This window comes from uncultured Xylophilus sp. (assembly GCA_913776965.1).
In the GTDB taxonomy this organism is placed as follows: domain Bacteria; phylum Pseudomonadota; class Gammaproteobacteria; order Burkholderiales; family Burkholderiaceae_C; genus Xylophilus.
In genome coordinates this window covers 92354-107434 of sequence record CAJYQL010000133.1, presented here as the reverse complement: position 1 = coordinate 107434, position 15081 = coordinate 92354, and the positions used below count along the sequence as shown (strand labels likewise).

10 protein-coding genes are annotated in these 15081 nt (G+C 71.9%); 6 read left to right on the top strand and 4 right to left on the bottom strand.

Translation table 11 applies throughout. From position 1 onward, the window contains the following. Nucleotides 1-105: 105 nt before the first annotated feature. Nucleotides 106-849, bottom strand: coding sequence for a trehalose-phosphatase (otsB, locus tag QZ500_RS19175; protein WP_295857650.1), 744 nt, complete (start codon nucleotides 847-849; stop codon nucleotides 106-108). 263 nt (nucleotides 850-1112) lie between these two features. On the opposite strand from otsB, the gene QZ500_RS19170 reads away from it, so the two are divergent. The 6 genes from QZ500_RS19170 (at nucleotide 1113) to QZ500_RS19145 (ending at nucleotide 12349) form a co-directional block, all read left to right on the top strand. Continuing rightward, the gene (locus QZ500_RS19170; RefSeq protein ID WP_295857648.1) at nucleotides 1113-2633 is read left to right on the top strand and encodes an MdtA/MuxA family multidrug efflux RND transporter periplasmic adaptor subunit; all 1521 of its coding nucleotides are present in this window, start codon (nucleotides 1113-1115) and stop codon (nucleotides 2631-2633) included. Between the two features lie 15 nt (nucleotides 2634-2648). Beyond that, nucleotides 2649-5867, top strand: coding sequence for an efflux RND transporter permease subunit (locus tag QZ500_RS19165; RefSeq protein ID WP_295857646.1), 3219 nt, complete (start codon nucleotides 2649-2651; stop codon nucleotides 5865-5867). Between the two features lie 801 nt (nucleotides 5868-6668). After that, entirely contained in the window at nucleotides 6669-9788 is a 3120-nt protein-coding gene (locus tag QZ500_RS19160) for a multidrug efflux RND transporter permease subunit (RefSeq protein ID WP_295857644.1), read from the top strand. Beyond that, nucleotides 9778-11292: an efflux transporter outer membrane subunit gene (locus QZ500_RS19155; protein ID WP_295857643.1), complete on the top strand. Its 1515-nt coding sequence runs from the start codon at nucleotides 9778-9780 to the stop codon at nucleotides 11290-11292. Before QZ500_RS19160 ends, QZ500_RS19155 begins: the two co-directional genes overlap by 11 nt. A gap of 38 nt (nucleotides 11293-11330) precedes the next feature. Continuing rightward, nucleotides 11331-12059, top strand: a complete 729-nt coding sequence (locus tag QZ500_RS19150) for a glutathione S-transferase (RefSeq protein ID WP_295857642.1) — start codon at nucleotides 11331-11333, stop codon at nucleotides 12057-12059. After that, complete coding sequence (locus QZ500_RS19145) at nucleotides 12056-12349, top strand: VF530 family protein (protein WP_295857641.1); 294 nt, start codon at nucleotides 12056-12058, stop codon at nucleotides 12347-12349. The genes QZ500_RS19150 and QZ500_RS19145 overlap by 4 nt, the downstream gene beginning before the upstream one ends. On the opposite strand, the gene QZ500_RS19140 is transcribed toward QZ500_RS19145, so the two are convergent. The 3 genes from QZ500_RS19140 to QZ500_RS19130 all read right to left on the bottom strand — a co-directional run bounded on the left by QZ500_RS19140 (nucleotide 12312) and on the right by QZ500_RS19130 (nucleotide 15054). Continuing rightward, entirely contained in the window at nucleotides 12312-13565 is a 1254-nt protein-coding gene (locus QZ500_RS19140; RefSeq protein WP_295857640.1) for a multifunctional CCA addition/repair protein, read from the bottom strand. The genes QZ500_RS19145 and QZ500_RS19140 overlap by 38 nt on opposite strands. Nucleotides 13566-13649: 84 nt before the next feature. Next, nucleotides 13650-14339 carry a glutathione S-transferase family protein gene (locus tag QZ500_RS19135; protein ID WP_295857638.1) on the bottom strand — a complete coding sequence of 230 codons (690 nt, stop codon included), beginning with the start codon at nucleotides 14337-14339 and terminating at the stop codon, nucleotides 13650-13652. Nucleotides 14340-14478: 139 nt separating this feature from the next. After that, the gene (locus tag QZ500_RS19130; RefSeq protein ID WP_295857636.1) at nucleotides 14479-15054 is read right to left on the bottom strand and encodes a 5-formyltetrahydrofolate cyclo-ligase; all 576 of its coding nucleotides are present in this window, start codon (nucleotides 15052-15054) and stop codon (nucleotides 14479-14481) included. Nucleotides 15055-15081: the final 27 nt, after the last annotated feature.

Sequence of the window (15081 nt, the reverse complement as noted above, 5' to 3'; positions counted from 1 at the left end):
GATCTTTCGGGAAAACGCAGCGCGAAGCGCGGGACGGGGTGGAAGCAGGAGCGGGCCGCCCGGCAAGGAAACACGGTGCGGCCCGGCGGGGTGTGCATCGGCCGGTCAGGCGGCCGAGGCCGGCGCGAGGGTGGTGCGGGCGGAGGCCAGCCAGCCGCGCAGCGCGGCCGGGCTCAGGCAGCGGTGCTGGGCCTGCGTGGGACCTTCGCCGATCTTGATACCGCGGCCGCCGAAGCGCTGGACCGCGACGAAGCCGGATTCGTCGGTCACGTCGTCGCCGACGAAGATCGGGGTGCGGCCGGCGAACGGCGGCGCCGACATGAAGACGCCGATCGCTTGGCCCTTGTTGACGCCGGCCGGCTTGACCTCGAACACGCACTTGCCGTGCAGTACCTCGACGCCCGGGCGGCCGGCGACGACCGCCTGCACCGCGTCGAAGCACAGCGATTCCAGTTCAGGCGCATGGCGGAAGTGCAGGGCGACCGAATGGTCCTTGTGCTCCACCAGCAGGCCCGGATGCAGCGCAGCGAGCTGCTCCATCGCCTGCACCGCGGCGGCGAGCGGCGGCTGGTCGAGCGCCGGGCGGGAGCCGTCGACCATCCGGTACTGGGCGCCGTGCTCGCCGGCGGCCGGCAGCTCCAGCGGCGCGAGGTAGTGGTCGATGTCGGCGATCGGGCGGCCGGTGACGATGGCAAGCGCACCGCCGAGCAGCCGGTGCAGCGCCGCAAGCGTGGGTACCAAGCCGGTGGCGATGCGCACTGCATCGGGAGTGGGCGCGATCTCGGCCAGGGTGCCGTCGAAGTCGAGGAAGAGGGCGGTCTCGGGGGTGACCGTAGGCAGCAGTTGCATCCCGGACGACGTTACCAGAGGCCTCCCAGGGGTCGCGTAAGCGAAATAACCTGTTACGGCCACGGCGCTCCTGCCTGAAGAAACGGGCCGCGCCAAGCCCTGCAGACGTAAATCCTGCGTAAATGCGTACGCCGCCGTGCGTGGCGACAGGCCGGCGCCGCGTACCATCGCCCGCGTCCGGCCGCCCCACTTCCACGATGAAAACCTGTCACGTCTCCTTGCCATTGCGCGGTATCCGTCAGGGGGGCCGTAGCCGCGTCGGCGTGCTGGTACTGGCCGTGGTGCTGGCGGCGGCGGTCGCGGGCGGTGCCTGGTGGTGGAAGCGGCACCGCGATGCGCAGGCTGTCGCAGCGCCTGCCGGGGTGTCCGGCGCGGCTGCGGGCGGCGGGTCGGCTGCGGCGGCGCGGCGCTTCGCCGGCGGGGTGCAGCCGGTCTCGGTCGCGGCGGCACGGCGGCAGGACATGCGGGTGCTGCTGTCGGCCATCGGCACCATCGCTGCGCCCAACACGGCGGTCGTGCGGCCCAAGGCCGACGGCGAACTGAAGGCGATCCGCTTCCGCGAGGGCGATACGGTGCGCGCCGGCCAGCTGCTGGCGGAGATCGACGCGCGAACCTACCAGGCGCAGCTCGCGCAGGTGCAGGGCAACCTGGCCCGCGACCAAGCCCAGCTGCGCAACGCCCAGCTCGACCTGCAGCGCTACCAGGAGCTGCTGGCACAGGACTCGATCGCGCAGCAGCAGGTCGCCACGCAGGAAGCGCTGGTGCGCCAGCTGCAGGGCACGGTGCAGGCGGACCAGGCGCAGGTGGACGCGGCGAAACTGACGCTGTCGTACACCCGGGTGACCGCGCCGATCGCCGGGCGGCTCGGCCTGAAGCAGGCCGATCTCGGCAACCTGGTGCGCGCGACCGACACCAACGGCATCGTCACCATCACCCAGACGCAGCCGATCAACGCGGTGTTCGCGATCCCGGAAGCCGCGCTGCCGCAGGTCGCACGCAAGCTGCGCGCCGGCGAGGCGCTGCCGGTGGAAGCCTGGGACCGCGAGCGGCGCCAGCGCCTCGCGGCCGGCGAGGTGCGCTTCGTCGACAACGCGATCGACACCGCCACCGGCACCATCCGGCTGAAAGCGGTGTTCCCCAACACCGACAACTTGCTGTTTCCCAACCAGTTCGTGAACGTGCTGCTGCAGACCGACCTGCTGGAGAACGCGCTGCAGGTCCCGACCGCCGCGGTGCAGCGCGGCACGCAGGGTACCTACGTGTATGCGGTGGACGGCGAGGGCACGGTGTCGCTGCGGCTGGTGACACTCGGCCCGGCCGAAGGCGAATGGACCAGCGTGCGCGGTAACCTGCGCGCCGGCGAACAGGTGGTGACCGACGGCGCCGACCGGCTGCGCGACGGCACCAAGGTGCAGGTGGTGGTGGCGCCCACGGCGGCGCAGGACGCGGCGGCCGCGGCGTCGTCGTCCGGCGCATCGGCTGCGCGGCGGGCGATGGAGCGGCTCTCGCCGGAGCAGCATGCGCGGGTGCGCGCGATGTCGCCGGACGAGCGCCGGGCCTTTTTCCAGAAGCTGCGCGCCGAGCGGGGCGGTGCGGCGGGCGCGGGCGGATCGGCCGCACCGGGCGGAGGCGCCCCGGCCGGCAGCGGCCAGCCCTCGACCGCGCCCGGCAGCACCGCCGGCACGCCGGCGCCCGCTACGCCTGCGACGCCCGCCACGCCCGCAGCAGCACCGTCGGCGGCGCCTGCGGCGCCTGCAGCACCGGGCGCGCCGGCGGCCCGCTGATCCGGCGCGGTCGCCATGAACCTGTCGCGCCTCTTCATCCTGCGGCCCGTGGCCACCTCGCTGCTGATGGTGGCGCTGCTGATCTCCGGCCTGCTCGCCTACCGCATGCTGCCCCTGTCGGCGCTGCCCGAGGTGGACTACCCGACGATCCAGATCACCACGCTCTACCCCGGCGCCAGCCCCGATGTGATGACCTCCTCGGTCACCGCGCCGCTGGAGCGGCAGTTCGGCCAGATGCCGGGGCTGGCGCAGATGTCGTCCACCAGTTCCGGCGGCGCGTCGGTCATCACGCTGCGCTTCGCGCTCGACGTGGCGCTCGACGTGGCCGAACAGCAGGTGCAGGCGGCGATCAACGCCGGCAGCAACCTGCTGCCGACCGACCTGCCGATGCCGCCGGTCTACAGCAAGGTCAACCCGGCCGACGCGCCGGTGCTCACGCTGGCGATCACCTCGCCCACGCTGCCGGTGATCCGGGTGCACGACCTGGTCGAGAACAGGCTGGCGCCGCGGCTGTCGCAGGTGCAGGGCGTCGGCCTGGTCGCGATCGCCGGCGGCCGCCGGCCGGCGGTGCGCATCCGGGCCAACCCGCAGGCGCTGGCGTCGGCCGGCATGTCGCTGGAGGACGTGCGCACGGCGATCGCCGCGGCCAACGTCAAGCAGGCCAAGGGCAGTTTCGACGGGCCGGCGCGCGCCTCCACCATCGACGCCAACGATCAGCTGCAGTCGGCGGCCGAATACCAGAACCTGATCGTCGCCTTCAAGAACGGCAACCCGATCCGTCTGACCGACGTGGCGGAGATCGTGGACGATGCCGAGAACACCCGGCTGGCGGCCTGGGCCGGTGTTGCCGGACCGGCCGCCGCCGTTCCCGCCAGCGGGCCTGCCACCGCCGGGCCGCCCCAAGGTGGCGGCCTCCCCCCTGGGAGGGAAGCGGCGCAGCCGCAACGGGGGGGCACCATGACCGCCGGGGTGATCCTCAACATCCAGCGCCAGCCGGGCGCCAACGTGATCGAGACGGTGGACCGCATCCGCGCGCTGCTGCCGCAATTGCAGAGCACGCTGCCGGCCTCCCTCGACGTGCAGGTGCTGACCGACCGCACCACCACGATCCGCGCCTCGGTGCGCGACACCCAGTTCGAACTGCTGCTCGCGATCGCGCTGGTGGTGGCGGTGATCTTAGTCTTCCTGCGCAGCGCATCGGCCACGCTGATCCCGAGCGTCGCGGTGCCGCTGTCGCTCATCGGCACCTTCGGCGTGATGCACCTGGCGGGCTTCTCGATCAACAACCTGACGCTGATGGCGCTCACCATCTCCACCGGCTTCGTGGTGGACGACGCGATCGTGATGATCGAGAACATCGCCCGCTACGTGGAGGACGGCGAGCCGCCGATGCAGGCGGCGTTGAAGGGCGCCAAGCAGATCGGCTTCACCATCGTCTCGCTCACCATCTCGCTGATCGCGGTGCTGATCCCGCTGCTGTTCATGGGCGACGTGGTGGGGCGGCTGTTCCACGAGTTCGCGATCACGATGGCCGTCGCGATCCTGGTATCGATGGTGGTGTCGCTCACCCTCACACCGATGCTGTGCGCGCGGCTGCTGAAGCGCACGCCCGAGGAGAGCCACGGCCGGCTGTACCGTGCGACCGGCCACTTCTTCGACCGCACCATCGCCGGTTACGGGCGCATGCTGCGCACCGTGCTCGACCACCAGGCGCTCACCCTGCTGGTGTTCGCGGCTACGCTCGCGGCCACGGTGGCGCTGTACTTCCTCGTGCCCAAGGGCTTCTTCCCGGTGCAGGACACAGGCGTGATCCAGGCGACCACCGAGGCCGCGCAGTCCACCTCGTTTTCGGCGATGGCGGCGCGCCAGCAGGCGATCGCCGCACGGGTGCTGGAAGACCCGGCGGTGCAGAGCGTGTCGTCCTTCATCGGCGTGGACGGCGCCAACGTCACGCTGAACACCGGCCGGCTGCTGATCAACCTCAAGCCCAAGGGCGAACGCAGCGGCATGGCCGAGACGGTGCGGCGCCTGGCCGAGAGCACCCGCGACGTCCCGGGCATCGTGCTGTACCCGCAGCCGGTGCAGGACCTGACGATCGAGGACCGGGTGGCGCGCACCCAGTACCAGTTCCTGCTGTCCTCGCCGGACGATGCGCAGTTGCGCCGCATCACGGCGGAGATGCTGCGCCGGCTGCGGGCGCTGCCGCAGCTCACCGATGTGGCGAGCGACCTGCAGGACGGCGGCCTGCAGGCGTACGTGGAGATCGACCGCGCGCAGGCGAGCCGGCTCGGCGTGACGGTGGCGGCGGTCGACACCGCGCTCTACAACGCCTTCGGCCAGCGGCTGATCTCGACCATCTTCACCCAGTCGAACCAGTACCGGGTGGTGCTGGAGGTCGGGCCGCAGTACCGGCTCGGCCCGGAGGCGCTGGGCCTGCTGTACGTGCCGTCGTCCGCTGGCGGTGCGCCGGTGCCGCTGTCGGCGATCGCGCGGGTCACCGAGCGGCCGACCGCACTGGCGGTCAACCACGTCGGCCAGCTGCCGGCCGCGACGATCTCGTTCAACACGGCCGCGGGCGTGTCGCTCGGCGACGCGGTGGACGCGATCAAGGCCGAGCAGGCGGCGATGGACCTGCCGCTGTCGGTGGAGACGAGCTTCCAGGGCGCGGCGCTGGCTTTCCAGGCGTCGCTGTCGAACACGCTGCTGCTGGTGCTGGCGGCGGTGGTGACGATGTACATCGTGCTGGGCGTGCTGTACGAGAGCACGATCCATCCGGTGACGATCCTCTCGACCCTGCCGTCGGCGGCGCTGGGTGCGCTGCTGGCGCTGCTGGCCGGCGGGCTGGACCTGGACATCGTGGCGATCATCGGCATCGTGCTGCTGATCGGCATCGTGAAGAAGAACGCGATCATGATGATCGACTTCGCGCTCGACGCTGAGCGCGAGCAGGGCCTGGCGCCGCGGGAGGCGATCTACCAGGCATGCCTGCTGCGCTTCCGGCCGATCCTGATGACGACGCTGGCGGCGCTGCTGGGGGCGTTGCCGCTGATGCTGGGGGATGGCGTGGGGAGCGAGCTGCGACACCCGCTGGGGGTGACGATGGTGGGGGGGCTGATCGTTTCGCAGCTGCTGACGCTGTTCACTACGCCGGTGATCTACCTGGGGTTTGCGGAGGGTGTGCGGCGGTGGCGGGAGCGGCGCGGAGTTGCGGTTGAGGCTCGAGATGGGCTCTAGCGCTTGTCCCGCTTGCGCTGGTCGCTATGGAATTGGTAGTGGCGCTTGGCTTTTGAGTGCGGGAGCCGGGAGTTCGCCCCGGCGGGCGACCTACTTTCTTTGCTTCGCCAAAGAAAGTAGGCAAAGAAAGGCGACCCCCAGCGAGCGCGTCCCTGCGCTGCGCTCCGGGCAACCTGCGGTGCTCGCGGCGGGCGGGGTCCGGGCGAACTCGCTGCGCTCAGACAGCGCCCGGCCCTTGTCCGCCCACCGCTGCGCTCCTCGGCGCGCTCGTCCAGGGGGAAGCCCGGGCGGGCCTTTGCTGCGCTCGGCATGTCAGGCGGGCCATCGCGTTGCTCGGCCTGGGATTGCCCTCGTCCGAGCTTTGATCTTTTCCCGCAGAGTGAGGGAATCGCAGCCGGGAGCGGTCGTGCCCAACACCCTGCCTCACTCCCTTTCCCGCCGATACAGTGCTGAAGTGCGGTCTCCCCGCGCCAAGCGCAGCGAAGGCCCCCCCAGCAGGCCGAGCGCAGCAAAGGCCCGTTCCCCATGCCGAGCGCAGCGAAGGCCCGCCCGGACTTTCCCCTTGCCGGGGCGTCGAGGAGCGCAGCGGGCGGCGGATGAGGGCCGGGCGCTGTCTGAGCGGAGCGCAGCGCAGCGAGTTCGCCCGGAACCCGCCGCCCGCGAGCACCGCAGAGCCGTCCGGCGCAGCCGGACCGCCCCGGTGGGGTCGCCTTTTCTTAGTGACTTCTTTTGGCGAAGCAAAAGAAGTCACTCGCCCGCCGGGGCGAGACCCGGCTCCCCCACTGAGCAGGAGAAGCAGCCATGAGCCTCTCCACCCCCTTCATCCACCGCCCGATCGCCACCACCCTCATCACCCTCGGCATCGCCCTCGCCGGCATCCTCGCCTTCCTGCTACTGCCGGTCGCGCCCCTCCCGCAGGTCGACTACCCGACGATCAGCGTCACCGCCAGCCTGCCGGGCGCCAGCCCCGACACCATGGCCGCGACCGTCGCCACGCCGCTCGAACGCGCGCTCGGCGCCATCGCCGGCGTCAACGAGATGACGTCCTCGTCCTCGCTCGGCAACACCCGCATCACGCTGCAGTTCGACCTGGAGCGCGACATCGACGGTGCCGCGCGCGACGTGCAGGCCGCGATCAACGCGGCCCGCACCCTCCTGCCCACCGGCATGCCCGGCAACCCGACCTACCGCAAGGTGAATCCGGCCGATGCGCCGGTGCTGATCCTGGCCCTCACCTCCGACACGCTCACCCGCGGCCAGATGTACGACGCCGCCTCCACCGTGCTGTCGCAGTCGCTCGCCCAGGTCGAGGGCATCGGCAACGTGCAGATCGGCGGCGGCGCGCTGCCCGCGGTGCGGATCGAACTCGACCCGGCGCGGCTCGCGGCCAGCGGCATCGCGCTGGAAGACGTGCGCACCGCTGTCACCGCCACCAACGCCAACCGGCCGCTCGGCGCGGTCGAGCAGGGCGACCGCTACTGGCAGATCGCCGCCAACGACCAGGCGCGCACCGCGGCCGACTACGCGCCGTTGGTGATCCGCTGGCAGAACGGCGCGGCGGTGCGGCTGCAGGACGTCGCGCGGGTCACCGACTCGGTGCAGGACATCCGCAACTACGGCGTGGCCGACGGCAAGCCGTCGATCCTGCTGCTGCTGTTCAAGCAGCCCAACGCCAACATCATCGAGGCGGTGGACCGGGTGCACGCCATGCTGCCGCGGCTGCGCGCCTCCATCCCGGCGGCGATCGACCTGACGGTGGTGAGCGACCGCACGCCGACGCTGCGCGCCTCGCTGCGCGAGGTCGAGCATGCACTCGCCATCGCCGTCGGGCTGGTGATCCTCGTCGTGTTCCTGTTCCTGCGCAACGCCCGCGCGGCGCTGATCCCGAGCGTGGCGGTGCCGGTATCGCTGGCCGGCACCTTCGGCGTGATGTACCTCTGCGGCTACACGCTCGACAACCTGTCTTTGATGGCGCTCACCGTGGCGACCGGCTTCGTGGTGGACGACGCGATCGTGGTGCTGGAGAACGTCACCCGCCACATGGAGCGCGGCAAGACCGCGCTGCAGGCGGCGCTCGACGGCGCGCGCGAGATCGGCTTCACCGTGGTGTCGATCAGCCTCTCCCTCATCGCGGTATTCATCCCGATCCTGCTGATGGGCGGCATCGTCGGCCGGCTGTTCCGCGAGTTCGCGGTCGTGCTGAGCGCGGCGATCCTGGTGTCGATGGTGGTGTCGCTCACCACCACGCCGATGATGTGCGCGCGGCTGCTGAAAGCCCCCGTGCCGCGCCGCGCGCCGTCGCGGCTCGCACGCTGGTCCGACCGGGCGCAGAAGCGCATCGAGCGCCTTTACCGGCGCACGCTGGCCTGGGCGCTGCGTCGGCAGCCGCTGTTGCTGCTGTCGCTGGCGGCGGTGGTCGGGCTCAACGTCTACCTGTACGGCGCGATCGAGAAGGGCTTCTTCCCGCAGCAGGACACCGGCCGGATCAACGGCTTCATCCGTGCCGACCAGGCGACCTCGTTCCAGGCGATGCAGCAGCGGCTGCAGCGCTTCCTCGCGATCGTGTCGGCCGACCCGGCGGTAGAGCACGTCACCGGCTTCACCGGCGGCGGGCAGCGCAACGCGGCGCAGATGTTCATGTCGCTCAAGCCGCTGGCCGAGCGCCGGGGCGTCTCGGCCGACGCGGTGGTCACCCGCCTGCGCGAGAAGCTTGCGAACGAGCCGGGCGCACGCCTGTTCCTGAACCCGGCACAGGACATCCGCATCGGCGCGCGCGGCTCCAACGCCAGCTACGAATACACGCTGCAGGCCGACAGCAACGAGGAGCTGCGCCTGTGGGAGCCGCGCATCCGCCGCGCGCTGCAGGCACTGCCGGAGCTGACCGACGTCAGCAGCGACCAGCAGGACAACGGCTTGCAGACCTCGCTGGTGCTCGACCGCGACGCGATCGCGCGGCTCGGCCTGTCGGTGCGCGCGGTGGACCAGACGCTCAACGACGCTTTCGGCCAGCGCCAGGTCGGCGTGATCTACAACCCGCTCAACCAGTACCGGGTGGTGATGGAGGCCGCGCCCGAATGGCTGCAGAGTCCCGAATCGCTGCGCCGCTTCTTCTTCGTGAACAATGCCGGGCAGCAGATCCCGCTGTCGGCCTTCGCCCGGATGGAGCTGACCAACACCCCGCTGCGGGTGGACCACGAGCGCGGCACGCCGGCCACCACGATCAGCTTCAACCTGCCCGAGGGCGGCGCGCTGTCGCAGGCCACCGCCGCGGTGAACGACGCGGTGGCGGCGCTCGGCGTGCCGGTGTCGATCCGCGGCACCTTCGGCGGCACCGCGGGTGCGTTCCAGGATTCGCTGTCCACCCAGCCGCTGCTGATCCTGGCGGCGCTGGTGGCGATCTACCTGGTGCTCGGCATCCTGTACGAGAACCTGGTGCATCCGATCACCATCCTCTCGACCCTGCCGTCGGCCGGCGTCGGCGCGTTGCTGGCGCTGATGCTGTTCAGGACCGAGTTCTCGCTGATCGCGCTGATCGGCATCATCCTGCTGATCGGCATCGTGAAGAAGAACGCGATCATGATGATCGACTTCGCCATCGTGCGGCAGGCGCATGGCGCAACCGCCGGTGCCGCGATCTACCGGGCCTGCGCCCTGCGGCTGCGGCCGATCCTGATGACCACCGCCGCCGCGATCTTCGGCGCGCTGCCGCTGGCGCTCGGCCGCGGCGACGGTGCCGAGCTGCGGCAGCCGCTGGGCATCGCCATCGTCGGCGGCCTGGTGCTGAGCCAGCTGCTCACGCTTTACACCACGCCGGTGGTCTACGTGGTGCTTGACCGCCTGCGCACCGCGCGCCGCCGGCGCCGGCTGGCGCTGCGCCCGCCACCGTCCGCACCTTCTGCCGAGGCTCCGCATGCCGCTTGATTCATCTCCTGCCTCCCGCCGGCCCCTCGCGTGGGCGCTGCCGTGCGGCCTGGTGCTGCTGTCGTTGCTCGCCGGCTGCAACCTCGCGCCGCGCCACGAGGTGCCGCCGATGGACATTCCCGCCACGTTCAAGGAGGCCGCGCTCTGGCAGCCGGCCGACCTCGACGCCGCCGCGGTGCCCGACGCCTGGTGGACGCTGTTCGCCGACCCGGTGCTCGACGACCTGCAGGCGCAGGCCGCCGCGCGCAACCAGACCATCGCCGCCAGCCTGGCCGCGCTGCGCGGCGCGCAGGCGGCGGTGGCGAGCGCCCGCGCGGCCGTGCTGCCGGTGGTCAATGCCAACGCCAGCACGACCCGCAGCGTGTCGGGCGGCGGGATTTCCGGCACGGTGGATGCGGCCGGCAATCCGGTGGGCAGCACCGGCGGGCGGCCGCGCACGGTGGACACGCTCGGCCTGTCGGCCAGCTGGGAGGTCGACCTGTGGGGCCGGCTGTCCAACACCGTCGCGGCGGCCGCGGCGCGGGTGGAGGCGAGCGCGGCCGACTTGGCGGCACTGCGGCTGTCCACCCACGCCACGCTGGCGCAGACCTACTTCGCGCTGCGCGCCAACGAAGCCCAGGCCGCGCTGCTGGCCGACACGCTGGACGGCTACCGCCGCCAGCTGGAGCTGACCCGCAACCGCTACCGGGTGGGCGTCGCCTCGTCGGCCGACGTGGCCCAGGCCGAGAGCCAGCTGCAGTCCACCGAGGCGCAGCGGATCGAATCCGACCTGAACCGCGCGCAGCTGGAGCATGCGCTGGCCCTGCTGACCGGCCAGCCGCCGGCATCGCTCGCGCTGCCGCGCACGGCGGTCCTGCCCGCGGTGCCGCCGCTGCCGGAGCAGCTGCCGGCTACGCTGCTGCAGCGCCGGCCCGACATCGCCGCCGCCGAGCGCCGGGTGGCCGCGGCCAACGCGCAGATCGGCGTGGCGAGGGCCGCGTTCTTCCCGGCGCTCACGCTGTCGGCGAGCGCCGGATACCGCGGCAGCGAGATCTCCGACCTCATCGCGCTGCCCAACCGCTTCTGGTCGGTCGGCCCGGCGCTGGCGCTGTCGGTGTTCGACGGCGGCCTGCGCCGCGCGCAGGTGGAGACCGCCCGTGCCGCGGCCGAGCAGGCCACCGCCGTCTACCGCCAGACGGTGCTGACCGCGCTGCAGGAAGTGGAGGACGCGCTGGTCGTCGGCGCCGGCCTGGCGCGCGAGCGGGTGGTGCAGGCCGAGGCCCTCGCCGCCGCGCGCAAGGCCCGCACCGTGGCCGAGAACCAGTACCGCGCGGGCATCGTCAGCTACCTGAACGTGGTGAGCGCCCAGGCCGCCGCGCTGGCGGCCGAACGCACGCTGCTCGACCTGCAGAACCGGCAGATCGCGGCGGTGAACACGCTGCTGAAGAACATCGCGGGGCGGTGGGACCGGCCGCCACTGGCCGCGGCACCTGCCGGCGACGGCGCACCGGTGGCGGCGCGCTGACCGCGGGCCGGCCGCGGCGCTGCACTACAGTCGCCCGCATGGCATACGAACTCCACTACTGGCCCGGCATCCAGGGCCGCGGCGAATTCGTCCGGCTGGCCCTCGAGGCGGCGGGCGCACCGTACATCGACGTCGCCCGCGGCCCCGAGGACAAGGGGCAGGGCCTGGCCGCCTCCGAGAAGGCGCTTGCCGACAAGCGTGCCGTCCACCCGCCGTTCGCGATGCCGTTCCTGAAGGACGGCACCTTCGTCGTCGGCCAGGTCGCTGCGATCCTGCAGTACCTGGCGCCACAGCTGAAGCTGGTCGCCCGCAGCGAGCAGGCCCGCGTCTGGACGCACCAGATCCAGCTGACGCTGGCCGACTTGGTGACCGAGGCGCACGACACCCACCATCCGGTGGGCATCGGCGCCTACTACGAGGACCAGAAGCCCGAGGCCGCACGGCGGGCCGCGGAATTCCGCGAGCAACGGCTGCCCAAGTTCGTCGGCTGGCTCGACAGCATCCTGGCGCGCAACCCCGCCGGCCCGCGGCACCTGGTCGGCGGGAAGCTCAGCTATGCGGACCTGTCGCTGTTCCAGGTGGTGGAGGGCCTGCGCTACGCCTATCCGAAGGCGACCCAGAAGGCGCTCGCCAAGGCGCCCGGCGTGGTGCGGCTGCACGACCGCGTGGCTTCGCTGCCGCGCATCGCGGCCTACCTGCGCAGCCCGCGCCGCATCCCGTTCAACGAACAGGGCATCTTCCGCCACTACCCGGAACTCGACACATGAGCGCCGACCGCGACGACGCAGCGCCTGCACCTGCACCGGCACCGGCCGCGCCGCCGGCCCAGCCCCGCAACCCGCTGCACGGCGTGACGCTGGAGGCGCTGGTCGCTGCGCTGGTGGACCACTTCGGTTGGGACGAACTCGCACAGCAGGTGCCGGTGCGCTGCTTCACCCACGACCCGAGCATCCCGTCGTCCCTGCGCTTCCTGCGCAAGACGCCCTGGGCGCGCGAGAAGGTCGAGAGCCTCTACCTCTTCATGCTGCGGGAGCAGCGGCGGCGCGCGCCGCGCTGAGCGCCCGCACCCGCGCGCCCTGGATGCGCTCGCCGATCTGCGGGCCCCTGGCGCCGCGCCCGGCCGCTTCCTGCGCGACCGCGGCGGTATCGACCGCCTGGGCCGCCGCCAGCGCGGCCAGCAGCCGCGGCCGCTGCGGATAGGGCTCTTCCTGCAGGCCGCCGCGGCCGCGCGCATCGCATTCGCAGGCCAGCAGCACCTCGGCGAAACGCTGCGGCTTGCGGAAGGCGTCGCAGCGCTCGAGCAACCGGACGGTCGCAGCGGCGTCGAACTCCCCGCTGCGGTGGAGGTTGCCGTGCTCGCGTGCCACCACCTCGGCCAGTTCGCGGCACGCGACCGGCACCCGCAGCCGCTCGGCCAGCGGCCCGAGCAGCCGGGCGCTGCGCATCTCGTGGCCGATGTGGCGCGGCAGCACGTCGGCGGGCGTGGTGCCCTTGCCCAGGTCATGCGTCAGGCAGGCGAAGCGCACGCCGAGCGGCGCCTCCAGCCGCGCGGCCATGTCGAGCACCATCCCCAGGTGCACGCCGGTGTCCACCTCGGGGTGGTAGTCGGCGCGCTGCGGCACGCCCCAGAGCCGGTCCACTTCCGGCAGCAGCCGGGCCAGCGCGCCGCAGTCGCGCAGCACCTCCAGCATACGCGACGGCCGCACCTCCATCAGGCCGCGGCTGATCTCCTGCCAGACCCGCTCGGGCACCAGCGCATCGACCTCGCCGTCCTCGACCATCGCGCGCATCAGGCCGGCGGTCTCGCGGGCGACGGTGAAGTCGGGGAAGCGGGCGGCGAAGCGGGCGAGGCGCAGGATGCGCACCGGGTCCTCGCGGAAGGCGTCGGTCACGTGGCGCAGCACCTTCGCGGCGAGGTCGGCGCGGCCGCCGTGCGGGTCGATCAGGCCATCGAGACCGGGGGCGTCGGCCGGCTGGGCGATCGCATTGATCGTCAGGTCGCGCCGCGCCAGGTCGTCCTCCAGCGTCACGTCGGGCGCGGCATGCACCACGAAACCCCGGTAGCCGCGGGCGGTCTTGCGCTCGGTGCGGGCCAGCGCGTATTCCTCGTGCGTGTCCGGATGCAGGAACACCGGGAAATCCTTGCCGACCGGGCGGAAGCCGGCCGCTTCCATCGCTTCCGGCGTGGCGCCGACCACGACCCAGTCGCGGTCCTGGACCGGCAGGCCGAGCAGGGCGTCGCGCAGCGCGCCGCCGACTTGGTAGATCTTCATGCGGACGAGTCTACCGCCGGTGCCAGCTACTTGCTATCGAATGCATAGCTGCCAGCGAAGGTCCCACGGGCGCAAAAGCCCGATTTATGTCCGATCGAGCCGGTACGGCTCCTCGAAGTCCCGGAAATCCTGCTCGGCCAGCGCATCCGCGATCCAGGCGGCCACGCCGGGCAGGGCGGCCACCCGGTCCACGTACGCCGCGATCTGCGGCGGCAGCGGCAGCGGGTAGGTGAGGAGCCGCATGCAGACCGGCGCGTAGAAGGCATCGGCGATCGAGAAGGCGCCGAACAGCATCGGGCCGCCGTGGGTGTCGAGCAGCTCGCTCCACATCTGCACCAGCCGGGCGACGTCGGCCCGTACGCCGGCCTGGTCGCGCCAGATCAGGGCGCCGATCTCCGGCAGCCGGGCCTCGATATTCATCGGGCAGTGGCTGCGCAGCGCACCGAAGCCGGCATGCATCTCGGCGGTCACGCTGCGTGCCCGGGCCCGGGCGGCCGGATCGGCGGGCCAGAGCTGCCGGTCGGGATGGCGCTCGGCCAGCGTCTCGGCGATCGCCAGCGTGTCCCAGACGACGGTGCCGTCGTCGGTGACCAGCACCGGCACCTTGCCGGCCGGGTTGACCGCCCGCACCGCGGTGTGGAAGGCCGAGCCGGCCTCGAACGCGTCGAAGCGCAGCAGCCGCTCCTCGAAGCCGATGCCGGCCTGGCGCATCAGCACCCACGGGCGCATGGACCAGGACGAGTAGTTCTTGTTGCCGATGTAGAGCAGAGGCATGGCGCGGGCCTTCCGGAGGTGAGGGTGCCGGCCATGCTAGCGGCGCCCGGGCGGTCGATTCATGCCGGTTGCGGGCGCGATTGATGCGCTGCGGCCGCCGGGCAGGGCGGTCGCAGGCGGAGAGAGCGAGAGAGGCCGTTCAGCCCAGCGGCCAGACCACGCCGTTGTCGTTCAGGATCGCGTCGAGCGGCAGGTCGTGCGCTTCCGGCTCGAAGTCGGACAGAAAGCCCTGGGTGAAGCCGAGGCCGACCGTCGTCGGGCGCGGCTCCAGCGCGGCCAGCGTGCGGTCGTAGAAGCCGCCGCCGTAGCCGAGCCGGTAGCCGCCGGGGCCGTAGCCGACGCAGGGCACGAACAGCAGCGTCGGCACCACCAGTTCGGTGTCCTTGGGCTTGGGGATGCCGTAGGCGTCTTCCTCCATCGGGCAGCCGGGGTACCAGGCGTGGAAGGTGAGCGTCTTGTGTTCGCGGTCCACCACCGGCAGGCCGATGCGGCGGCGCTGCGATTCGCCCTGCAGTTCGCCGTCCTCCTTCCAGCGGTGCAGCGCCGGCAGCGGATCGAATTCGCCCTTGATCGGCCAGTAGGCGCCGATCACCGCGTCGGGCCGGCCCACCAGCCAGATCCGCATCACCCGCTGGAGCTGGTCGGCGCGCTGCAGCCGGTCCGGCAGGTTCAGTCTCTCCTCGATCAACGCCCGTCGAACGGCTGCTTTGTCCATAATTCCCTCGATGAAATTCCCGAAGAT